Origin of the sequence: Mesorhizobium alhagi CCNWXJ12-2, from assembly GCF_000236565.1 — a bacterium.
In the GTDB taxonomy this organism is placed as follows: Bacteria; Pseudomonadota; Alphaproteobacteria; order Rhizobiales; family Rhizobiaceae; genus Allomesorhizobium; species Allomesorhizobium alhagi.
This window is the reverse complement of record NZ_AHAM01000104.1, coordinates 1-20,353: the sequence shown is the minus strand read 5'-3', so window position 1 is coordinate 20,353 and position 20,353 is coordinate 1. Positions and strand designations below refer to the sequence as shown.

At 64.1% G+C, this 20,353-nt stretch carries 21 protein-coding genes and 1 pseudogene; 12 read left to right on the top strand and 10 right to left on the bottom strand.

Annotated features, from left to right (window positions below):
* A pseudogene (locus MAXJ12_RS12920) lies at nt 1-436 on the bottom strand (branched-chain amino acid ABC transporter substrate-binding protein); the annotation flags it as partial.
* Nucleotides 437-660: 224 nt separating this feature from the next.
* On the opposite strand from MAXJ12_RS12920, the gene MAXJ12_RS12915 reads away from it, so the two are divergent.
* The 5 genes from MAXJ12_RS12915 to MAXJ12_RS12895 are packed head-to-tail and all read left to right on the top strand — an operon-like array spanning nt 661 to nt 5,014.
* Nucleotides 661-1,848, top strand: coding sequence for a (5-formylfuran-3-yl)methyl phosphate synthase (locus tag MAXJ12_RS12915; RefSeq protein WP_008836327.1), 1,188 nt, complete (start codon nt 661-663; stop codon nt 1,846-1,848).
* Nucleotides 1,845-2,483, top strand: a complete 639-nt coding sequence (locus MAXJ12_RS38045) for an amino acid kinase family protein (protein ID WP_008836326.1) — start codon at nt 1,845-1,847, stop codon at nt 2,481-2,483. Before MAXJ12_RS12915 ends, MAXJ12_RS38045 begins: the two co-directional genes overlap by 4 nt.
* A 2-nt stretch (nt 2,484-2,485) precedes the next feature.
* Complete coding sequence (locus tag MAXJ12_RS12905; protein WP_085983939.1) at nt 2,486-3,037, top strand: flavoprotein; 552 nt, start codon at nt 2,486-2,488, stop codon at nt 3,035-3,037.
* Entirely contained in the window at nt 3,030-4,427 is a 1,398-nt protein-coding gene (locus MAXJ12_RS12900; RefSeq protein WP_008836324.1) for a DUF6513 domain-containing protein, read from the top strand. Before MAXJ12_RS12905 ends, MAXJ12_RS12900 begins: the two co-directional genes overlap by 8 nt.
* A gap of 2 nt (nt 4,428-4,429) precedes the next feature.
* Entirely contained in the window at nt 4,430-5,014 is a 585-nt protein-coding gene (locus MAXJ12_RS12895; protein WP_008836323.1) for a DUF447 domain-containing protein, read from the top strand.
* A gap of 31 nt (nt 5,015-5,045) precedes the next feature.
* On the opposite strand, the gene MAXJ12_RS12890 is transcribed toward MAXJ12_RS12895, so the two are convergent.
* Together MAXJ12_RS12890 and MAXJ12_RS12885 are read right to left on the bottom strand one after the other, a co-directional pair.
* Nucleotides 5,046-5,408: a c-type cytochrome gene (locus MAXJ12_RS12890; protein ID WP_008836322.1), complete on the bottom strand. Its 363-nt coding sequence runs from the start codon at nt 5,406-5,408 to the stop codon at nt 5,046-5,048.
* A gap of 68 nt (nt 5,409-5,476) precedes the next feature.
* Entirely contained in the window at nt 5,477-6,514 is a 1,038-nt protein-coding gene (locus tag MAXJ12_RS12885) for a hydantoinase/oxoprolinase family protein (RefSeq protein ID WP_008836321.1), read from the bottom strand.
* 45 nt (nt 6,515-6,559) lie between these two features.
* On the opposite strand from MAXJ12_RS12885, the gene MAXJ12_RS12880 reads away from it, so the two are divergent.
* Nucleotides 6,560-7,261: a HisA/HisF-related TIM barrel protein gene (locus tag MAXJ12_RS12880; RefSeq protein ID WP_008836320.1), complete on the top strand. Its 702-nt coding sequence runs from the start codon at nt 6,560-6,562 to the stop codon at nt 7,259-7,261.
* 135 nt (nt 7,262-7,396) lie between these two features.
* On the opposite strand, the gene fae is transcribed toward MAXJ12_RS12880, so the two are convergent.
* The 7 genes from fae to MAXJ12_RS12845 all read right to left on the bottom strand — a co-directional run bounded on the left by fae (nt 7,397) and on the right by MAXJ12_RS12845 (nt 13,873).
* Entirely contained in the window at nt 7,397-7,903 is a 507-nt protein-coding gene (gene fae, locus MAXJ12_RS12875; RefSeq protein ID WP_008836319.1) for a formaldehyde-activating enzyme, read from the bottom strand.
* A 165-nt stretch (nt 7,904-8,068) separates the two neighbouring features.
* Nucleotides 8,069-8,914 (bottom strand): triphosphoribosyl-dephospho-CoA synthase, encoded by an 846-nt coding sequence (locus MAXJ12_RS12870; protein WP_008836318.1) that lies wholly within the window; start codon nt 8,912-8,914, stop codon nt 8,069-8,071.
* A gap of 1 nt (nt 8,915) precedes the next feature.
* Nucleotides 8,916-9,863 carry an ATP-grasp domain-containing protein gene (locus MAXJ12_RS12865; protein WP_008836317.1) on the bottom strand — a complete coding sequence of 316 codons (948 nt, stop codon included), beginning with the start codon at nt 9,861-9,863 and terminating at the stop codon, nt 8,916-8,918.
* A 39-nt stretch (nt 9,864-9,902) separates the two neighbouring features.
* Nucleotides 9,903-10,859, bottom strand: a complete 957-nt coding sequence (gene mch, locus MAXJ12_RS12860) for a methenyltetrahydromethanopterin cyclohydrolase (protein ID WP_008836316.1) — start codon at nt 10,857-10,859, stop codon at nt 9,903-9,905.
* Nucleotides 10,856-11,986, bottom strand: coding sequence for an ATP-grasp domain-containing protein (locus tag MAXJ12_RS12855; RefSeq protein ID WP_008836315.1), 1,131 nt, complete (start codon nt 11,984-11,986; stop codon nt 10,856-10,858). Before MAXJ12_RS12855 ends, mch begins: the two co-directional genes overlap by 4 nt.
* Nucleotides 11,964-12,860: an NAD(P)-dependent methylenetetrahydromethanopterin dehydrogenase gene (locus MAXJ12_RS12850; protein WP_040586168.1), complete on the bottom strand. Its 897-nt coding sequence runs from the start codon at nt 12,858-12,860 to the stop codon at nt 11,964-11,966. The genes MAXJ12_RS12855 and MAXJ12_RS12850 overlap by 23 nt, the downstream gene beginning before the upstream one ends.
* Before the next feature lie 44 nt (nt 12,861-12,904).
* Nucleotides 12,905-13,873: a beta-ribofuranosylaminobenzene 5'-phosphate synthase family protein gene (locus tag MAXJ12_RS12845; RefSeq protein WP_008836313.1), complete on the bottom strand. Its 969-nt coding sequence runs from the start codon at nt 13,871-13,873 to the stop codon at nt 12,905-12,907.
* A 144-nt stretch (nt 13,874-14,017) separates the two neighbouring features.
* Here MAXJ12_RS12845 and MAXJ12_RS12840 point away from each other — a divergent pair, with 144 nt between their 5' ends.
* The 6 genes from MAXJ12_RS12840 to MAXJ12_RS12815 form a co-directional block, all read left to right on the top strand.
* Complete coding sequence (locus MAXJ12_RS12840; protein WP_008836312.1) at nt 14,018-14,398, top strand: 4a-hydroxytetrahydrobiopterin dehydratase; 381 nt, start codon at nt 14,018-14,020, stop codon at nt 14,396-14,398.
* A 112-nt stretch (nt 14,399-14,510) separates the two neighbouring features.
* Nucleotides 14,511-15,596 carry a molybdopterin-binding domain-containing protein gene (locus MAXJ12_RS12835; RefSeq protein ID WP_008836311.1) on the top strand — a complete coding sequence of 362 codons (1,086 nt, stop codon included), beginning with the start codon at nt 14,511-14,513 and terminating at the stop codon, nt 15,594-15,596.
* Complete coding sequence (locus tag MAXJ12_RS12830) at nt 15,590-17,221, top strand: formylmethanofuran dehydrogenase subunit A (protein ID WP_008836310.1); 1,632 nt, start codon at nt 15,590-15,592, stop codon at nt 17,219-17,221. Before MAXJ12_RS12835 ends, MAXJ12_RS12830 begins: the two co-directional genes overlap by 7 nt.
* The gene (fhcD, locus tag MAXJ12_RS12825) at nt 17,209-18,117 is read left to right on the top strand and encodes a formylmethanofuran--tetrahydromethanopterin N-formyltransferase (protein ID WP_008836309.1); all 909 of its coding nucleotides are present in this window, start codon (nt 17,209-17,211) and stop codon (nt 18,115-18,117) included. Before MAXJ12_RS12830 ends, fhcD begins: the two co-directional genes overlap by 13 nt.
* Before the next feature lie 5 nt (nt 18,118-18,122).
* Nucleotides 18,123-18,935, top strand: coding sequence for a formylmethanofuran dehydrogenase subunit C (locus MAXJ12_RS12820; protein WP_040586179.1), 813 nt, complete (start codon nt 18,123-18,125; stop codon nt 18,933-18,935).
* Between the two features lie 72 nt (nt 18,936-19,007).
* A partial coding sequence (locus tag MAXJ12_RS12815) for a TolB family protein (RefSeq protein WP_008836307.1) occupies nt 19,008-20,353 on the top strand: 1,346 nt, incomplete at its 3' end.

The window sequence follows — 20,353 nt, the reverse complement described above, 5'->3', positions numbered from 1 at the left end:
AGATCAGCACGCCATTGTCGCGGGCCATGTCGGCGATCGACAGCAACTGCCGGGCCGAGATGTCGGCGAGCACGTAGCGGTCGCCCCTGGCGAGCATCTCCTTGAAGGCCGGAATCACATCGGCGTCCGGTTTGACCTCGGTCACGTCGAGGATGAATTTCTGGCCGAGAAAGCTGCCGGTGGTGTTGTTGTCGCCGATTGCGACTTCGGCGCCCGGGACGACTTCGTCGCGCGGCGGAACGTCAAGCACCGACAGCGCCAACTGCGGCGCATAGGCGCGCAGATAGCCGATCTTGATCTCGGTTACCTGCTTTTCGGGCTTCGCCGGCTGCGATTGCGCCTGTGGCGTCGATTCCTGCGCCATGACGGCAGAAGCGTTGACGGCCAAGGGAAAAAAGCACAGAAAGGCCGCCAGAGTGCCTGGCACCGCGCTCATCATCGATAGAATTATCCTCTTCTTGCGCTAAAGGCCGTTTGTCGTCGGTCTAGCGAAGTCAAGGTGCCCGAAATGACCATAACGGACCGAAATAATTTATCAAACCCTGTAAGCGGACTTTTCGCGGCAGGTTTTTCGGCTAGCTTTGGCTGCGAGCGAACGGGCGTTGCGGCATCCGCGGCTTCGTCACGCCAATCCTGTCCTCGGTTGGAGACTCCGAAGAAATGACCAAGATGCTGGCCAGCGTCACAGGCGTCGCCGAGGCGGAGATTGCAATTTCCGGTGGCGTCGACATCATCGACCTGAAGGACCCGAAGGCTGGCGCGCTGGGCGCTGTCGCCATCGATACGATTCGCCAGACCGTCTCGTCGGTCGCAGGCCGTCGGGCAACGAGCGCAGTCTGCGGCGATTTGCCGATGGAGCCTGAAATTATACGCGCCAAGGCCGAGGAAATCGCCGCTACAGGCGTCGATTTCGTGAAAGTCGGCTTCTTCCCGTCCGGAAACATCGCGGCCTGTTCGGCAGCGCTGGCGCCGCTCGCCGCGCGAACGAAGCTGATCGCCGTCATGTTCGCCGACCTTGCGCCGGATTTCGAGTTCCTGCCCGTGTTCGCCAAGGACGGCTTCCACGGAGCGATGGTCGATACCGCACAGAAAGCGAAAGGGCGGCTGCTCGACCATTTGCCACCGGAGCGCATTCCGGCCTTCGTCGACCGCGCCCGGTCGCACGGCTTGGCTGTGGGGCTGAGCGGCTCGCTCGAAGCGCCTGACATTCCCCGGCTGCTGCCATTCGCGCCCGACTTTCTCGGCTTTCGCGGAGCGCTCTGCGATCAGTCGGAGCGCACCACACCCCTCAGCGCCGAGGCGGTTTCGCAAATCCGCGATCTGATTCCCGAGGAGCTGCAGCCCGGCGCACCGTCTACCGTCGATTACCGCCTGCTGGCGGCGAGGGGATATTCGCCGGGCGCCGTCGACCCGGTGCTGGGCACGGACAAGATCTTCGTGCGGGATTTCGTCCTGCCGGTAGAGATCGGCGCCTACAGTTTCGAGCATGGCCATACCCAGAAGGTGCGTTTCGACGTGACCGCCGACGTGCTGAGGGTCACGGACCATCCCGAGGACATGCGCCACGTTTTTTCCTACGACATCATTATGGACGCCATCCGCACCATCGTCGCCAAAGGGCATGTCCAGTTGAGTGAGACTCTCGCCGAAGATGTGGCTGCGCTGGTGCTGGAACATCCGCGCGTTATGAGCGTCGCTGTCAGGGTGGAAAAGCTCGAACTCGGACCGGGCGGCGTCGGCGTCGAAATCGAGCGCAGAAAGGCGAAGCAGCAGGCGTCGACGACGCGCTTGTCCGCTGAAGCGGACGCCTTGCGCCGCCGCCCTGGCAAGAAAGACCTCATTTCGTGAAGCGAGCCGTCGTAAAGCTCGGCGGCAGCACAGCCAACGAAGCGGTTCTGGCCGAGTGGATCGCCGCGCTGGCGGGCTCGGCGTTGCCGCTGGTCATTGTGCCCGGAGGTGGTCGCTTCGCAGATGAAATCCGCAACGCGCAGAAGGACATGGGCTTCTCCGACAAGGCCGCTCACGCCATGGCGATCCTCGCCATGGATCAGCTCGGCCACGTCATTCTCGACCGCGACGACAGGCTCGTGCCGGCGCAATCGATGCAGAATATCGAGCGGGCGCTGCGAGGTGGAAAAATCCCTGTCTGGCTGCCGTCGTTCTTGGCTATTCCCGCGCCGGACATTCGCGCCTCGTGGGATATAACGTCGGATGCGCTTGCCGCCTGGCTTGCGGGAAAGCTCGGCGCGGACGCGCTGCTGCTGGTCAAGCAGACCGCCGCGTTCTCGTCAGGCGACGATGTCGCCAGCCTGACGGTGCGGGGGATCGTCGACGCCGGCTTTGCAGCCATGCTGCCGGCCGATGTCGATCTTTACCTTGCCGGTCCGCGGGATGCCGCCACGGCTGTTGCGCTGCTCGCTTCCGGAAAACTCCCGGGAACAGCGATCTACCGGTCCGGAACGCCGGCGAGGAAAACAGGATAGTGCTGGAAAATCTGCATACGCCGCGCTGGGCATGGGTTCTCACCGGGTCCGGCCACTTCTTCACGGAAAGCTTCGCGCTTATCCACGAACTCGAACATTGCGATATCTTCGTCTCGAAAGCCGCGAACGAAGTGCTGCGCATGTACAAGCTCAAGCTGGATTTTCCCGACACGATGCGTGTCCTGCACGACAAGACCGCCAGTTCGGTGCCGGTCGGCGCCTTCTATCACGACGTCTATCACACGGTGGTGGTGGCGCCGGCGAGTTCCAATACGGTGGCCAAATGCGTGCTCGGAATTTCCGACACGCTGTCCACCAACGTCTTTGCGCAGGCCGGCAAATGCCGGGTTCCGGCCATCGTCTTTGCCTGCGACACGGCCCCCGAGCTCGAAACCATGGCGCCGCACGGTCTGGTCAAGGTCTATCCGCGCCGGATCGACCTGGAGCAAACCGAACGGCTGAAAAGTTTCGAGCGAACCGAGGTGGTGGAATCGCTCGCCGACCTGAAGGTCGCGATACGCCGCCGCCAGGCTGAACTACAGTCCGATGACTGAGCGGCTGATCTTCCTGACTGGTCATCTGGCCAAAGCGCGGCTGGAAAGGCTGCTGGCCGGGCTTGGCGAGACCGAATTTCAATGGGAGATCGTGGATATCGGCGTCAAGGTCGCGGCGCTGATGACAGAGGACATCATCAAGCGCCGGCTGAAGCTCGACACCGGCGCCGACCGCATCATCCTGCCTGGCCGCTATCGCGGCGATCTCGGGCGGCTTTCGGCGCATTTCGGCGTGCCCTTCGTTCGCGGGCCGGACGAAATCGCCGACCTGCCGGCCTATCTCGGCCGGCCCGGCGGTCCGCCGGACCTATCGCGTTACGACATTCGGATTTTCGCGGAGATCGTCGACGCGCCGATGCTTTCGATCGACGCGCTGGTGCAGCGGGCGAGGGCGCTTGCCTCTGCCGGCGCCGATGTGATCGACGTCGGCTGCCTGCCGGAAACGCCTTTTCCAACGCTAGCCGAGGCAGTGCGGGAACTGAAGGCGCAGGGGTTTGCCGTCAGCGTCGATTCCGCCAGCATCGATGAACTGGCGATCGGCGCGCGGGCAGGGGCCGATTTTCTGCTCAGCCTCGACGAAAACACGCTGCGTCTGGCCTTCGACCATGGGGCAACGCCGGTCTTGATCCCGTCGGTTCCTGGCGACCTTGACTCCCTAGGCCGGGTCATCGAGGCCGCCGAACAGGCCGGGATATCCTTCATCGCCGACCCTGTTCTCGACCCGATCCATTTCGGCTTCGCCCAGTCGCTCGGGCGCTTCATCGAGGCGCGCCGCCGCTGGCCTGAAGTCGAATTGATGATGGGCACGGGCAATCTTACCGAACTCACCGACGCCGACAGTTCCGGCGTTACCGCGATGCTTACCGGGCTCTGCTCGGAACTCCAGATACGCAATGTGCTGACCGTCAATGTCAGTCCCCATACCGTCCGAACGGTGGAGGAGCACGATATCGCCCGCCGCATCATGTTTGCCGCCCGAGCCGATGGCGCGCTGCCGAAGAGCTACGATCCGGGCCTTCTGCAGATCCACGACCGCAAGCCCTATCCCGCCACGGTGGAAGACATAAACGCGCTTGCCGCCGAGGTGCGCGACGCCAATTTTCGCATCGTCACCGCCGAAGACGGCATTCATATCTTCAACAGCAAGGGCCATGCGGTCGCCACGGACGCGTTCGAACTCTTTTCCGGGTTGGGGGTTGAGGCTGACGGCGCGCATGCCTTCTATCTCGGCGCCGAACTCATGAAGGCGGAGATCGCCTGGCGTCTCGGCAAGCGCTACGCGCAGGACGAGCCACTGGCCTGGGGTGTGGCGGCTCCGGCTCCGGAAACCGACCGCTTGCGCCTCGCCGAGGCCGGCCACACTCTCAAGGCGAAGAAAAGCAAGGAATAACGATGCCTTACATCCGCGAATGCATCGTCACCACTGCCGACGAGACCGGCAAGGTTCACATAGCACCGCTCGGCATCATTGCGGAGAAGGACGGCTGGGTGATCGCACCGTTCCGACCGTCAGCTACGCTCGACAATCTGGCGGCCGTGCCGTTCGCCATCGCGAACTACACCGACGATGTCCGCGTCTTCGCCGGCTGCCTGACCGGCCGCAAGGACTGGCCGACCGTCGCGGTGAATGGCTGGCCTGTGCCGCGCATCGAGGCCGCGCTTGCGCATTCGGTGCTCCAGGTCGTCACCGTACATGATGACGGCGTGCGTCCGCGGCATTTCTGCCGCATCGTCGCCGAGCAGACCAATGCGCCCTTCACCGGCTTCAACCGCGCCAAGGCGGCGGTGCTGGAACTGGCAATCCTGGTCAGCCGACTGGGCATGCTGCCACGTGAGAAAATCGAGGCTGAAATCGCCTACCTGACGATAGCCATCGAAAAGACCGCGGGGCCTGACGAAAGGGAGGCGTGGGGCTGGCTGATGCAGCGCGTCGACGATCATTTCGCGGCAACTGATTCGAGTCGCACCGGCGGCTAGAGCATTGAGATTATGCAGCAATCCCAATGCTCTAGCCGCCGGTCTTCAGGAATTCGACAATTGTCTTGCGCTGCTCCGCGTCGGTGATGCCGCCATAGGGTTTCATGGTATTGCCGCTCACGATCTGGTCGGGATTGGCGATGAACTTGTCGAGGTTGTCCTCGTCCCAGACGATGCCGGACTGCTTCATCGAATCCGAGAAGTTGTAGCCCGGCGCGGTCCCTGCCTTGCGGCCGACGATGCCTGCCAGGCTCGGTCCCTGCCGGTGATCGCCTTCCTTCATCGTATGGCAGGTGCGGCAACTGTTGTTGAAGGCGGTCTGTCCGTCCTGCGCGGCGGCCGGAAGCGCCGCGATGGATCCCAGTAGGGCGAGGGCGAATATCTGACGGGTCATGTCCATCTCCGAGGGTTCGGAGTGGAACGCCTGGCGTCCGAAGCCGTTCCGGTCCGCTCAATCGCCGCTCAGTCCGGCATTCCGGCCAGCAGCGCTACGGCGGCCGCAGGCGCGGCGCTGCTGGCCTCATTGCGCGCCGCGTCGTCTGCCGGAATAATATCGGCAAAGTCGATGAAGCGGCGCTCCATGCGTGCCGCAAGCCGCCTGATCTGCCAGCGGCCGGCTCCGGCGGCAACGATTGGCGTATCGCCAGCAAGCCGGCCCGCCACCCGGAACGCCGCGTCGTGAACCATACGGAGCTGCTGCTCACTGAACCAGCGCGCCACATCCAGCCATTCGCCCGCCTCAAGATCGGATGCGTCACGGCCCACCATGCGGGCCAGCCGCGCCATCGAGGCTTCCGGGGTCTTTTCCTTTCCGTCGGCTGAAGCGTGCTTGTCGTCATTCTCGTCGAGCACGTCCATGATGCGGTGCGCGTCGGCGATCGAGGCGAAATATTCATTCATCAGCGGTGTCATCCTCCCGCGAACCGGCGCCGAGGAGGCCACGCCGAACAGGAAAGTGCGCGTAAAGCCGGTATAGACGAGTTCCCCCGTCATCAGCCGCTCGGCGTCGGTATAGCCTTCCCCGTCGACAGCGCCGTCCCTGACCGGAATGATGTCGGTGGTGGTTGATCCCATGTCGACGAACAGCGCGTCGCCAACGAGCTTGGCCATCAGCGAAGCGGTCGCGTGCCAGTTTGCCGAGGCGATGTCGCCGCCGAGCCGCGCCGCCTGTCCGGCCCCGACAAAACCGGACCGTCCCGCATAGATCAAATTATCGCCCGACAGAAAATGTTGCGATATAAGCTGCAGCAGCGTTGCAATGCCGGCGTCCCGCGACGGAAAAACATCGGCCAGTTCGCCGGTCATGGTGAAAGCGTTGAGATCGGCCCCGGCATAGATCGCGGACGCTTCTTCGAGCGCCGATGTCAGCCTGCCGAGGCCGAGCCAGAGCGGCATGGCGATCGTCGCGGCCTGTACGATGCGTCCGCCTTCCGCCCTTGTGACCTTCAGATGCGCGCCGCCGACATCGAAACCAGCTATGATGCTCTTTCCATTTTCCAAACTTCAAGCTTTCATGAAAGCGGCTAAGCCATTGAGGGAAAAGCGTTGCGTATCATTCCTGTCCTCGACTTGAAAGGCGGCCAGGTCGTGCGCGCCGAAATGGGCAGGCGCGACCGCTACCGCCCGATCGTCACGCCGCTCAGCGCAAGCTCCGATCCGGTTTCGGTAGCGGCGGGGCTGCGCACGCTGCATCCTTTTTCGGCCTTCTACATTGCCGATCTGGACGCGATAGAAGGCCGCGCGCCCAACATCGGGGCACTTGCCAGCTTGCGGGAAATGCCCAACCCGCCGGAACTCTGGGTGGACGGCGGAATTGCCGACGGCGACGCGCTCACCGCAGCTCTCGCCGAACCGTCGATGCGTCCGGTTCTGGGCTCCGAATCGCAGCGAGACGATGCGATGGTTCGGCGCTTCCGCGATCATCCCGGCCTCATCCTGTCGCTCGATTTCTTCGCCGACGGCTTTCGCGGCCCGCCTGCCATTCTCGAAGAGGCGGACTCCTGGCCGCAAAGCGTGATCGTCATGACGCTGGCCAAGGTCGGATCCGCCGCGGGTCCGGATTTCGAGCGGCTTTCGCAGGTCAAGGCGAGGGCTGGAAACCGCTCCGTCATCGCCGCCGGCGGCGTGCGCAACGAAGCCGACATCCGTGCGCTTTCAGCGCTCGGCGTCGATGCCGCGTTGGTGGCGACGTCGCTCCACGACGGCACACTCACGTCCGGGCAACTCGCGTCGCTCTGCACCCGCTGACGAATTGGCCCGTTCCGGAGCACGACGAATGCCGCGCTCCGGAACGGAGGTTCAAAAGCCGAGAAGCTTTTTCAGCCGGCGCAACAGACCATCCGTATCAACAGAGGGTGCTACCTGTGCGGGGCTGTCTCGTGTCTAGGCCGCGAACGGATGCTTCACCTCGTTCCGCTGCCGGGTCGCCTCAGCCGCGGTCGGGGTGCCCTCAACGGCACGCTGGATGGCTTCCTTGGTCGCCTGATAGTTGTACTGCTGGATCTTGGCGTCGTCCTCGGCTTCCCAATGGATGAACACGCCGACGCAGATGAACAGGTCGTCCGCCTCGTTTTCGGGGATGATCCCTTCCGCGACGCTGTCCTGCACCGCCTTCGCCACTGCAAACTGCGCCGGGCCGAACATCTGGACCGCCTGCTTGGCGCCCTTGATCGTCACCTTGTTGAACATCACCGTGTTAGGCTTGCAGGGAAGGTTCGGCGCGATCACCGCGAGCAGCGAGGTGAAGCCGTCCTTGTTGTTGGTGAGCGCGTTGCAGAATGCCGATTCGACCGGGCTTCCCCGCGGCCCGATCAACAGATCGACATGCGCGACTTCATTGCCGTCGCCGACCAGGGATTCACCAACCATTACTTTCGAGATTTTAGCCATGCCAATTTTCCTCCACAAAATAATGAAGTCCAAAGACGCCGCAACGAGCGGACGCTCGATGGACGACTATCCTTGTTGGCAGCGTCCGGATTGCCCGGACCGGTTGGCTAGATAGCCGCGGAGGCACTGACCCCCACTGCCGAAATTCAATCATCAACAACCCGATTATGCAAGGCGCTGGTGCAGGATATGGACGAAAAGACTGGCCACCGTCAGGTCGGCCGACGTGCCGGGATTGACGTTTCGCGCTTTCAGCCGGCTGTCGAAGTCCAAAAGCAGCCGCAGGCGCGCCTGATCGTCGTCAGCGGCGTCGAGCGCGGCTTTGACGGCGGCGGCTTCCTCCTGGATCCGCTGCGCTGTTTCGCCGCCATGCTTGCGCGCCACATGGCTGTCCGGAAAGCCGGCGAGAAAAGCCATATAGGCGAATACGGTCGGCCAGACGCCGCGCTCGCCTCGAGCAAACGCGGCTTCGAGCGCAGCCAGCCCGGTATCGAAAACATCCTCGAAACGGGTGACATACTGACGGGCGATCCTGTCGCGTCCCGCCGCGGCCCGCATCGCCTCCAGTACACCGACCTTTGGCGGCTCACGAACATCGTGCTCTTCCGCCGAGCCGAGGCCGCCGGGCGAAGCCACGACTATGGCCTCGAAGACCGCGCCCGCATCGTCCATATCCAGGCCGTCGAGCAATGCGGAAAGATTTTCGCGCAGATCGCCGCCGGCCGCTTCGGCGGCGCGGGCCAGCGGCGCGGTGAGAAGCACGATGCCGAGATTGGTGTTGATGCCGACTGCCTGGCGCGTGACACGGATGGCCTCGAGAATGCGCCGTCCGACAGGCAGGTCCGGATCCGTCAGCGGTCCGGCCGATACCTTGGCGCTGAGAAGGAACTGACCGGCAGTCATGCCGTGGCCATCAGCGAAGAGATGCACGTTGCCCGGCTTCAGCGCCTCGATTTCGAGCCGGCAGGCTTCCTCATAGGCGGCGCTGATTTCTTCGCGGGAAAACCGCATCTCAGGAGTTTGCCGGTGCAACAAGGCGATGCGGGCGGACAGTTGATGCGGCCTCCGCGGTGTCGGCCAGAAATCTCAGCAGGGCGTCTGCGATCGCATCGGCGATGTTCACGGCGACGACCGACTGCAGCCCCGACCAGGCCGGCATGCTGTTCACCTCCAGCACCAGCAGGGCGCCGTCGGGCGCCGGGATGATGTCGACGCCGGCGAAGTCGGCGCCCACCGCCGCCGCCGCGGCGACCGCCAGCTTCGCCAGTGCAGTCTCGCTTTGCGCGGAAACCTGCTCCGGCGCCGCCCCCCGGTTGACGTTGGTAATCCAGTCTTCGCCGCGACGGCTCATCATCGCCACTGCCTTTCCGGCGCAGACGAATACGCGGAAATCGCGGAAGGGCGGACCGGCGCGCGGGATGTAGTGTTGGAGATAGTAGACGTCGTTCACCTCTTCCGGCGGGGGCAGGTCGGCCAGTTCGCGGATCAACCTTATGCCGCGGCCCTGCGCGCCGAAAAGCGGCTTCAGCACCAGCGGCGTCCGCGGAAGCTCACGACTGGCGATCTCCTCGGCCGCGGCAAATCCCTCGACGCAGAATGTCGGCGGCGTCGGCAGGCCGGCATTCTCGAGCAGAAACGTCGTCATCGACTTGTCGACGCAACGCTCGATCGCCTGGGCGGAATTCCAGACCGGAACCGAAAGCCTGCCCAGCGCGTGAAGGACGCCGAGACGCCGCGTGATCGCCTCGAACGACCCGGCTGCGATCGATCGCACGATGACGGCGTCCGGCAACCCTCCGTCGAAACCTGGGATAGCCAAGCCGGAAGCGCTTCCGGTGTCGAACGCGATCGCGGCCAGCGGCGCGGTCGCGACGAATGCGCCCCGCTGGGCCAACCGGGTGGCAAGGCCTTGCGAGCGCGCGTCCGACATGTCGCTAACGATCAGGATGCGCGGGATCATCAAATGCTCACCAGGGTGGATTTCGACTGCACCGACGCTTCACCCCAAACTCCGTTCCAGCATCGCGGCATCCCGTCCGCCTCGGCGAAATGTATCGCCTGTTTCGATTGCTGTAACCAAAACTTCGGCGGGGCTGAAAAGCAGGGGGTCGATGGCGTAGAAATCACCCTTGAATTGCTTGAAGATGTCGGCGAAGGGCTGGCCGTAGTCCCGCGAAACGCGGCTCGGCAGTTGGTCGGCGAGTTCCATCGCCGCTTCTACCGGGCCCTTCACGAAAAGCTGGACGAGCCCTCCATAGATGATCGCATCGTTGGTTCGGCCCATGGCCGCCAGGAAATCCGGGTGAGGGGCGGGGATCGGCGCGGCAGCCATTCCATCGACGATGTTTTCCAGCGGAAATTTCAGATCGTTGGCCTTGTGCAGGGCGACTTCGAGCACGCGGGAAACGATCTGGACCGTGCCGGCGAGGCTCTGCGTCGGCGCATAAAGGAAGGTGAGCTTGTCGGCCGCCAGCCCGGTTGCCTTGGCCACCTTCTCCACGACCGGCATCGGGGGCGGTTCGGCTGTTTCCAGGATAAGCACGGCGGACGATGAGGTGTCGCGGTAGGTCAGCGTCGTGAACAACGCCTCGACACGGGCAAGCGCGCGCGCCGGGCCCGACCCCATGGCAAAATAGTCGTCGTTTGACAGGTTCCAGCCCGCATATTGGGAGCCGAGGCATGCAAGCACCGGCTGCGAAGACCGAACCTCCAGCGCGAAGGGCCATTTTTCCGAGGCGCGATCCATGACCGCCGCAATGCTGCCGAGGCCGCCCATGGCCGCCTCCGCCATTCGCAGCCCGGCTTCGATGCCGCCGGGAGACTTCGAGCCGGCGTCGATCAGGGTTTCTCCCAGCGGCCCCTTCGAGACGGCGATACGCAGGCGCTCGGCGTCACGGATCATGCCATCGGCGATACGCTGGGCGTTATCGTTCAGGAATGCCGAACCATCCTTCATGTCCGGTCTCCCTCCCATTGATACTGCAATTGCCTTGCATGGATATTCACGGCCCGTTGCGTTGCGCCGGCGCTGCGCCCGCGGGCGAAGACGGTACAGATGGGATCGCCTGCGATCAGTTTTGTGCCGGGCGATTGATGGTCGGCTGTCCAGTCGGGCCACTCGATCGCCGGAAATTGCGGCACCGGCGCCGCCGCATAGGTGATCATCGACGCCATCGAATCGGCAAAGCGCGGCAGCCTGTAAGGCTCCCCGCTGGCGGCGCGCAGATGCGCCTCGATCAGGGGGGCGTCGATGCTGTCGAAGATGTCGAGTGTGGCGCCGGGCCGCGGATTGATCTCGACGAGCTGATAGCCGTTCGCGTCGCCGATGAAGTCGGCGCTGCAAAGCCCTACAAGGCCGGCTCGCAGCGTCAGGCCAGATAGCCAGCGGTTTATCTCGGCCGCGCGGCTTCGGTCGAAGCGCCTCAGGCGCACGGCACCGCCGTAGCGATAGGGGGCGGCGGGAGCGGGAGACAGCCATTGCCGGCTGAAGCCGACGACCTGCGCCGACTTGCCGCCGCCGACGAACAGGGCCGAGACGCTGCGGCCGGAAACGAAGCGCTGGAAGTAACGGTCCGCCGCCGGTGGCTCGCCATTGGCGCGCGCTATGTGAGCGCCGCCCGCGCCGCCAACGGCCTTTACCACCCAGTTTTCCGGATCGGCCGGCGTATCCCACCGGAAAGCCGGGTGTGGAATGCCGAGTTCGGCGCAATCCTTTGCCAGCATTTGCGGGTCCTTGACCCGGCGTATCGCCGCGGCGCGGTTGCCCGCGAGCGGAAAATGGCGGGCGACCTCGTCGACGATTTCCGCTCGCCGTTCGAAGCCCGAACCCAGGACGACCGCAACCGGTCTGTCGCTTCCGGCCAGCGCCCGGAGCGTATCGACAATAGCTGCGCCGTCTATTCCGCGCTGCAGGTCGCCCGGCAGCTTCGCCGTGCGCTCGGCGAGCGCAACGGTGTCAGTATCGCAAAAGAAGTCGGCGACCAGCGGCCGGTAGCCGGCGCGCCGCGCCGCGGCGGCCAGCGCGCGACCTGAAATCGCTGCGACCAGCAGGAAGCGGGGATTATTTTGCGAACTCGCGTGCAAGGGAGAATGCATCCTGGAAATCGAACGTAACCGTCTTGTCCGCCTCTATCATTTTCTTGAAGAGGCCAGACTCGACCTTGTATTTGACATTGCCGATGGCGAGCGGGCCGATGCCGACCGCTTTTGTCGCTTCGAGCGGATTGGCGTTGGCGTGGACTGCCAGCCCTTCTATGCCGGCCGGCGGAACCGCATTCACGTCTGCGCCGACCAGCAGTCTGTCGGCGCCTTCCAAATGGGCTTTCGAGATCACCTGGACGCCGGCTTTCGCGGCGCTCAAGACGACATCGCTGGCCTGGACGATTGCCTTCTTGCGCGCGTCCGACGAGCCGTCCGCCGGTTTGACTTGAACGTCGAACCGGTTCTTGATTTCGGCGGCGATCTTCTCCACCCGTGCGAGGCCGTCATGGCCGACGATCGTGACATCCGCGCCTTCCCGGGCAGCGATGACGGCCGTGCAGAAGCCGACAACGCCGGTTGCGCCAAAGATCGCAACCGCTGTGTCCTTCAGGCCGCGCTGGAACTTGTTTTCGAGGGCTTTTTCGACCTTGGCCACCATTGCCGCGGCGGTCGTGAAAGACCCCGCCGGGTCGGCGAAAACCGACACCTGGAAGGGCGGCACCATCGCCTTCTTCGCCGCGTCGAACATGTCGAGCGACAGCGACACGTCCCTACCGGCGATGAATATCCCCGTATTCACGCCGGCGTCCGGCGGCCGGGAAAAGATCGCGTCCTGCACCAGACTGGTGACGTCTCCCAGGCTCACATCGACATAGGGGACAACCGCGTCGAAGCCCGCGTCGAGCGCCATGTTCACGTCGAAGGGGCTCATCTGCTTCAGCGGAGTCAGCATATGCAATATGTGTTTTCGGGCCATTATTCGCCTTTCTGCATGGGGTCTTGCACGACGCCTGCCGCTTTTCAGCTGCCAACGAGGTCGAGTTTGGTTTGACTGATCTTCGCGCCGGAATTCCGGCCCTGCACGATCCGGATTTCTATCCCGGCGCCGGTGGCGTCCCGGACCGAGTCGACCATACGGCGGGCCTCGTTCTCCGACGGCGCGAAGGCGAAACCCGTCGGCCCCCACGAGCTCTGCCCGATGCCGACCGCGCCGGCGTCGACCAGTCGCCGGGCCAGTGCCTCGACACGCCTGGAGGTGAAGACGCCGCCCTGGGCCGGCGCGAAATGGGTGCCAATGAGCGTCTGGATCGTCGTGACCGCGGCCCCGAAGACCGGCAGATCGCGTTCGACGAGGGCGGGCATCAGCCCCATCAGCACCTGCCGGCAGATTTCTCCCGCGCCGGCGGCCGGAAACTGCGGTAGCGCGCGGAATGCCTGGAGTTCGTCCTGGCCATGAAGCCCTTCTACGGCCTCGTCGAGGATGAGAAGGACACGCCATTCGTCGGGAAAGGGGAGCCTTGCAACGACAGGCGGAGGCCTGCCGCTGCTGTTCTTTCCCGCGTCCACAATCACGCCGCCGCTCTCGAAACTGGCGATGCCGATGCCGGAGCGTGCGCCGCGCGCAAGCAGGATGGCGTCGCCAGCGACATCGAGCGGCAGTCCGTGCAGCGTGCGCAGCGCCGCCGCAACCGCCAACGCGATCTGCGTTCCCGATCCGAGACCGGCATGGGAGGGAATGGCCTGCTCCACCACCAGGCGGTGATGGGATTTTATGCCGAGATGCCGGCAAAGCGCCGACAGATGCTGTTCGGCGCGCGGGGCTTCGCTGCCCTCGACCGATGTTTCGGCGGCCCGTGACAGGGTCACGACCGTTTCGGGCTCGCTCAGCGGCAGGCCGACGCTGCCGAAGCGGCGTCCGACATCTCCATTGAGGTCGAGGAAGCCCAGGTGCAGGCGGGCGGGCACTCTTATGGTGACGGAATTCGACATCTACCCCCGGATGGGTGCATCATACATGCATCGCGAGTTTAGGTGCCTGCGGTCATGATAGCCGTTTTCGGCGATGGGGCAAGTATCGCGGAGCATCTACTTTGGCGCCGCCCCGCGCCTGTCGAAAAACATAGGGAGATCGAGATGAGCGAGACAGCCAAGGAAAAAGTCTATTCGGAAGCCGAGATCGCCGAAAGGCTGGAGAGGGAACTGCCCAAATGGCGCTATGAAAACGGCTGGATTCGCCGGAAATACAAGACCCATGGCTGGAAATCGACGCTGATGGTCATCAACACGGTCGGCCATCTAGCCGAAGCGGCGTGGCACCATCCGGACATCACCGCTTCCTATGCATGGGTCGAGGTTCGCCTGATGAACCATGCGGCAAAAGGCGTCACCGACAAGGATTTCGAGCTGGCGAAGAAGATCGAGGACGTCGTCCAGTGGCAGCCGGCGAGCGAAGGCGGCGCGCTGGAAGGCACGCCCCAGACCGACCAGCGCTTCGCCTACATCAAATACGACTGAACGTCGCATCTGCTGATGCCGCAGAAACATTCACCAACCCGACAAGAGCGGGGTTCACGGCCAGTTCGCTTTCGTCTAGGATTGGGGTTGGCACCAGAAAGTAGCGTAGTGAATGGCGGTTGCGTGGATCGGCAACCGGGAAACGCTGGTGGAGCACGCGTGCGAGCAGGCCGCGATGCTTTTGCAATCGAGCCGGTGCCCGGTAATCAGCTTCGACACGGATATACACGGGACGCGCGCGGCGATCGCGCTCGCCGAACGGGTTGGCGCGGCCTATGACCATGTCGAGGGCGCGGGGCTTTCCCGCGAGACGGCGCTCTTCACCGACAAAGGCGCGATGATCGTTGCGCCGGGCGAGGTCCGCAGGCGGGCCGATGTCGTGGCGATCGTCGGGGAATTGCCCGCTGTCCATCACAGCTTCGTGGCGGAACTCGCCGACACCGTTCCCGACCTCTCGGCAACGAATGCGCGCGAGTTCTTCCTGATCGGCGATGAGGGGACCAAGGTCTCGACGTTCCTGGGTAGCCGGAAGGCGACACCGCTTTCCAGCGACGGCGGGCTAAGCGGTACGCTGGCTGCCCTCAGGGCGCAGCGCGCGGGACGGCGGGTATCGAAGCAGGTCTCGAACTTCGACGATTTTGCGAGGGCGCTCGGCACCGCCAAATTTCCTGTATTCCTATTTTCGGGCCATGGCGCGGACGGCCTAGCGCTGGAGATGCTGCAGGGCCTCATCGCTGATATCAATCGCAAGTCCCGCGCATCGGCCCTGCATTTGCCGGCAAGCGAGAGCGGCTGGGGCAGTGTTCTTGCCTCTACCTGGATGACCGGCTTTGCGCCGCGCACCGGCTTTGCACGCGGTTTTCCCGAATACGATCCCTGGCGTTTCGACGTGGAGCGGGCGCTCGCATCCGGCGAGGCGGACTTGCATCTGTGGATATCGGCTGGCTCCGCACCGCCGGCCGAGGATAACGGCGTCAAATTGATAGCATTGGCGAAAACAGCGGAGCCGGTCGCCGGAGCTGAAATCACCATCGCGATCGGCGAGGTCGGCGTCGACCACGAGGCGGTCGTCTATTCCGGGCGCACCGGAACGCTGGCTGCGATCAAGGCGCAAGGAGCGTCGGAACTGCCGTCGGCTGCGGCGGTCATTCGTTTGGTTGCCGACAAGATCCCGGCGGAGGCGGCATTGCCATGCTGACGAAAATCGCCGGGGGCGAAATCATCGATCCGGTCAATGGCCGTTTCGGCAAGGGCGACCTCTGGATCAGGGACGAGCAGATCGTCGAGCCGCCGGCCGGCGGCGATGCCGACCGGACCATCGATGCCTCAGGCTGCTTCGTCATGGCCGGCGCGATCGACATCCACTCCCATATAGGCGGCGGCAATGTGAACACCGCGCGGCTGCTCCTGCCCGAGCAGCACGCCGCCCACATGGCCCGGCCGGCTGCGACGCCGCTCTCCAATGCCGGCTGGTCGACCTTCGAAACCGGCTGCCTCTACGCCAAAATGGGCTTCACCACCGTGGTGGAACCGGCCATGTCGCCCGGCGCCGCGCTGCACACGCATCTCGAACTCGCCGACATCCCGATCATCGACAAGGCGACGCTGGCAATTCTCGGCAATGACGACTTCCTCCTGTCCATGATCCGCGATTCTTCTTCCCAACAGATGATCGAGGACTACGTCGCCTGGACCGTCGGCTCGACGCGGGCTCTAGGCGTCAAGGTCATCAATGCCGGCGCGGCCGCGGCCTTCAAGGAGAATGTGCGCACCTTCGCGCTCGACGATGTGGTGCCCACATACGGGGTCAGTTCGCGTAAGATCGTGAAGACGCTGCAGGCTGCGGTGGATCGCCTCGGCATTCCGCACCCGCTGCATGTCCACTGCAACAATCTTGGAGCGCCCGGCGCGGCCGATACTGCTGCGGCCACCATTTCGGCCTCGGAAGGGGTGCCGTTGCATCTCGCCCATCTTCAGTTCTACAGCTACGGCACTGAAGGGAAACGCAAATTCTCGTCCGCCGCGGCCCGCCTTGCCGAACTGATCAACACCACGCCGCAGGTCACGATCGATATCGGCCAGGTCATGTTCGGCCAGACTGTCACCATTTCCTCCGACGTCATGCGGCAGTTCTCGGCGCGCGGCAGCGCCAGCCCGAAGAAGACGGTCATCCATGACGGGGACGGCAATGGCGGCGGCATCGTGCCTTACCGCTACCGCCAGGATTTTTACGGCACTATGCAATGGGCGATCGGGCTTGAACTCTTCCTGCTGATCGACGACCCGTGGCGGGTATTCTTCACGACGGATCACCCGAACGGTGCGCCGTTCACCGCCTATCCCGCGCTGTTCGAACTGCTCATGAGCCGCGATGCGCGCGATGAAATGTCTGCGGGTGGTTCAAACGGGGCGATGGCGCTTTCGACCCTGTCGTCAATCGCGCGCGAATACACGCTCGAGGAGATAGCCGTCATGACGCGAGCTGCGCCGGCAAAGCTGCTCGGGCTGGATGACCGCGGCCATCTCGGGCCGGGCGCGCTGGCTGATATTTCGATCTACCGGAAAGGCAAGGATATCGCCAAGATGTTCGGCGCCGCGGCGTTTGTCTTCAAGAACGGCGACCTTGTCGTCAAGGACGGCGAGATATCTCACTATCGCTGGGGCAGGGCGCTCCGGCTCAACCCGCCGCCGGACAAGGCAATGGTGCGGCGGCTGCGCGAATATCACGAACGGCGCTACGGCCTGTCACTCGACTGGTTCACATTCCCCGATTCGGCCGTCGCCCGCGAGCAGCCATTCGGCGAGGTCGCATGCCGGAGCTGAGCGTCAACGGAATTGCGATCGACGACACCTTTGCGGAAGCCTTCGGCATGCGCGCGACGGCGATAGTCATCACCGGGCCGAACCGCAAATGGGCCAGGCAGGCCGCGATCACCATGTCCGGCTTCGCCACGTCGGTGATCGCCTGCGGCTGCGAGGCGGCGATCGATGTCGAACTGCCGGAATCGGAAACGCCGGACGGGCGGCCCGGCTGCCGGGTGATGCTTTTTGCGGTGAGCACCGACGAATTGCAGAAGCAATTGCTGAACCGCGTCGGCCAATGCGTGCTGACGTCGCCGGGCAGCGCCTGCTTCGCCGGGTTGAAAGGCAGCGCCGACCTCAAGCTCGGCTTCGCATTGCGCTATTTCGGCGATGGCTGGCAGATCTCCAAAAAACTCGGCGGACGGCATTTCTGGCGAATCCCGGTGATGGACGGCGAATTCCTCTGCGAGGCCACTACTGGTCTGACCAAGGAAGCCGTCGGCGGCGGCAATTTCTTCGTCATGGCGGAGACCAGCGGCAATGCGCTTGCCGCCGCCGAGGCGGCGGTAGCAGCCATTCAGGATGTGCCGGGCGCCATCGTTCCGTTTCCGGGCGGCATCGCCCGCTCGGGTTCCAAGATCGGCGGCAAATACAAGGGCATGGTGGCCTCGGCTAACGAAGCCTATGCCCCGACTCTGCGCGGAGCCGTCGCCAGCGCACTCGGACCAAATATCAACTCCGTGCTTGAGATCGTCATCGACGGCGAGACCAACGACGCCGTGGCCGCCGCCATGAAGGCCGGCATCAAGGCGGTGACGGATCTCGGGCCGGAGAGGGGCGCTGTCCGCATCGGAGCGGGCAATTACGGCGGCAAGCTTGGCAAGTTCATCTATTCGCTGAAGGACATGCTCCCGTGACGGCGATGACCTTCACCCTTATTGCCAATCCCCCCGAGCGGATCGACCTGTCGCCGCTGACGCCGGAGAAACTCGCTGGAATTAGCCGGCGAGATATCGAAAAAATCCGGCTCGGAACGTCCAGGCGCGCCTCGACGGTCGCCGACATATTCCGCGTCTCGGGCGACGATGTTGAGAACATCGTGTTCGACGGCGGCTCCGACCGTTTCGACCGGGTGGCCGCGCAACTGACCGGCGGCTCGCTGCGCGTCGCGGGCAACGTCGGCGCGCAGGCGGGGCGCAACATTCGCGGCGGGCGTCTGGTGGTCGAAGGCGGTGCGGGTCCCCATGCCGGGTCGGGCATGCGCGGCGGAAGGCTGGAGATCATGGGCGACGCCGGCGACCGCCTCGGCGGACCGCTGGCGGGCGAACTCGCCGGCATGAATGGCGGCGTGCTGATCGTGAGGGGGAGGGCCGGCGCCTTTGCCGGGGATCGCATGCGGCGTGGCATCATCGCCGTCCTCGGCGGTTCCGGCGACCATGCCGGCAGCCGCATGATCGCCGGCAGCCTCGTGATTGCCGGCGGGACCGGGGCGATGCCCGGCTATCTGATGCGCCGCGGTTCGATTTTTCTCGACCGCGCGCCCGAAAACCTGTCTCCCAGCTTCGTCGAGTGCGGCGCGCCTGAAAGCGCCTTCGCCGCACTTTTCGATCGCTATCTCGTCACGGAAGGAATTTTGGGGCTGCCGCTGCTCGGCAATGCGCCGCGCAAATATAGCGGCGACAATGCCGTCCTCGGGATGGGGGAGGTGCTTTTCCCGCGGTCTCCCGGCAACTGATCGTGGAGTGCGCTCTGGAACACCCCGGCATCCCGACGTAAAACGTGGCAGCATCGAAAGGGATGACGAGCCATGCCGACCACTGGACCGAAGACGGCGTCTTACGGCGCCTGGAAATCGCCGATCACATCCGATCTCATCGTCGCGCAGGCCATCACGCTTTCTGAAGTTCGTCTCGACGAGGGGACGATCTACTGGCTGGAAGGACGGCCGCAGGAGCGGGGCCGCTCCGTCGTGGTGCGCGCCGGCGCCGGTGGCGGCGACGATGTCGACGTAACGCCCGCGCCTTTCAATGCCCGCACGCGTGTCCACGAATATGGCGGCGGTGCCTGGCTCGTGGACAAGGGCGTTCTGTACTTCTCCAATTTTGCCGATGGCCGGCTGTACCGGCTGGAAGCCGGCGGTGCCGAGCCGCAGCCATTGACCCCCGAACCCTCCGGACAATCCGGCGGCTGGCGGTTCGCCGACGGCATCATCGACGGCAGCCGCAACCGCTGGATCGGCCTGCGCGAGGATCACACCGCCGGCGGCGAGCCTGTAAACGCGATCGTCGCCGTCGACCTCGCGGACAAGGGCGGAGAACCCGGAAGCATTCTCGTGGGCGGGCACGACTTCTTTTCGTCGCCGCGGCTTTCCCCAGACGGGCGCCGGCTCATCTGGCTGGCATGGGACCATCCCAACATGCCCTGGAACGGCACCATCCTCTATCTCGCCGAATTGGACGATGCCGGCGCTGTTTCCGGTGAACCCGAAATCATTGCAGGCGGTCCGGATGAATCGATCTTTCAGCCCGAGTGGTCGCCCGACGGCAACGCAGTCATCTTCGTGTCGGATCGTTCCGACTGGTGGAATCTATACCGCTTCGAGCTTGCGACACGAGAGTCGCGGCCGATCGTGCCGATGGCGGCCGAGTTCGGGGCGCCGCAATGGGTTTTCGGCATGTCCACCTATGCATTTGCCGGTCCCGAACGGATCGTCTGCACCTATTCGGAAGCGGGGCTGTGGAGGCTCGGGGCCGTCGATCTTGCGACGGGGATATTGAACACACTGGAAACGCCCTTCACGCAATTCGCCTCGGTTCGGGCCGACGGCGAGCGGGTCGTGGCCATTGCCGGAGCCCCGTCTCTTCCCGCGAGTGTGGTCGAGTTCGACCTCGGAACCGGCCGGCATCGGATTCTCAAGAAAGCAACCGACATCCTCGACCAGACCGACCTTGGTATTGCCGCCTATCTCAGTCCGGTCGAAGCCGTCGAATTTCCCACTACGGGCGGGAATACCGGGTTCGGCCTCTATTATGGGCCGAAAAATCCCGACTATGGAGGCACGGTAGGCGAAAAGCCGCCGCTTCTCGTGAAGGTCCACGGTGGCCCGACGTCGGCCGCGTCGAGCACGCTCAATCTCGGCATCCATTATTGGAC

What these genes read in the sequence shown, in the direction of transcription:
- MAXJ12_RS12915 (WP_008836327.1), top strand. Translation starts at nt 661, where the DNA reads ATGACCAAGATGCTGGCCAGCGTCACAGGCGTCGCCGAGGCGGAGATT.
- MAXJ12_RS12900 (WP_008836324.1), top strand. Translation starts at nt 3,030, where the DNA reads ATGACTGAGCGGCTGATCTTCCTGACTGGTCATCTGGCCAAAGCGCGG.
- MAXJ12_RS12895 (WP_008836323.1), top strand. Translation starts at nt 4,430, where the DNA reads ATGCCTTACATCCGCGAATGCATCGTCACCACTGCCGACGAGACCGGC.
- MAXJ12_RS12890 (WP_008836322.1), bottom strand. Translation starts at nt 5,408, where the DNA reads ATGACCCGTCAGATATTCGCCCTCGCCCTACTGGGATCCATCGCGGCG.
- fae (WP_008836319.1), bottom strand. Translation starts at nt 7,903, where the DNA reads ATGGCTAAAATCTCGAAAGTAATGGTTGGTGAATCCCTGGTCGGCGAC.
- MAXJ12_RS12870 (WP_008836318.1), bottom strand. Translation starts at nt 8,914, where the DNA reads ATGCGGTTTTCCCGCGAAGAAATCAGCGCCGCCTATGAGGAAGCCTGC.
- MAXJ12_RS12865 (WP_008836317.1), bottom strand. Translation starts at nt 9,863, where the DNA reads ATGATCCCGCGCATCCTGATCGTTAGCGACATGTCGGACGCGCGCTCG.
- mch (WP_008836316.1), bottom strand. Translation starts at nt 10,859, where the DNA reads ATGAAGGATGGTTCGGCATTCCTGAACGATAACGCCCAGCGTATCGCC.
- MAXJ12_RS12850 (WP_040586168.1), bottom strand. Translation starts at nt 12,860, where the DNA reads ATGGCCCGAAAACACATATTGCATATGCTGACTCCGCTGAAGCAGATG.
- MAXJ12_RS12845 (WP_008836313.1), bottom strand. Translation starts at nt 13,873, where the DNA reads ATGTCGAATTCCGTCACCATAAGAGTGCCCGCCCGCCTGCACCTGGGC.
- MAXJ12_RS12840 (WP_008836312.1), top strand. Translation starts at nt 14,018, where the DNA reads ATGAGCGAGACAGCCAAGGAAAAAGTCTATTCGGAAGCCGAGATCGCC.
- MAXJ12_RS12835 (WP_008836311.1), top strand. Translation starts at nt 14,511, where the DNA reads ATGGCGGTTGCGTGGATCGGCAACCGGGAAACGCTGGTGGAGCACGCG.
- MAXJ12_RS12830 (WP_008836310.1), top strand. Translation starts at nt 15,590, where the DNA reads ATGCTGACGAAAATCGCCGGGGGCGAAATCATCGATCCGGTCAATGGC.
- fhcD (WP_008836309.1), top strand. Translation starts at nt 17,209, where the DNA reads ATGCCGGAGCTGAGCGTCAACGGAATTGCGATCGACGACACCTTTGCG.
- MAXJ12_RS12820 (WP_040586179.1), top strand. Translation starts at nt 18,123, where the DNA reads ATGACCTTCACCCTTATTGCCAATCCCCCCGAGCGGATCGACCTGTCG.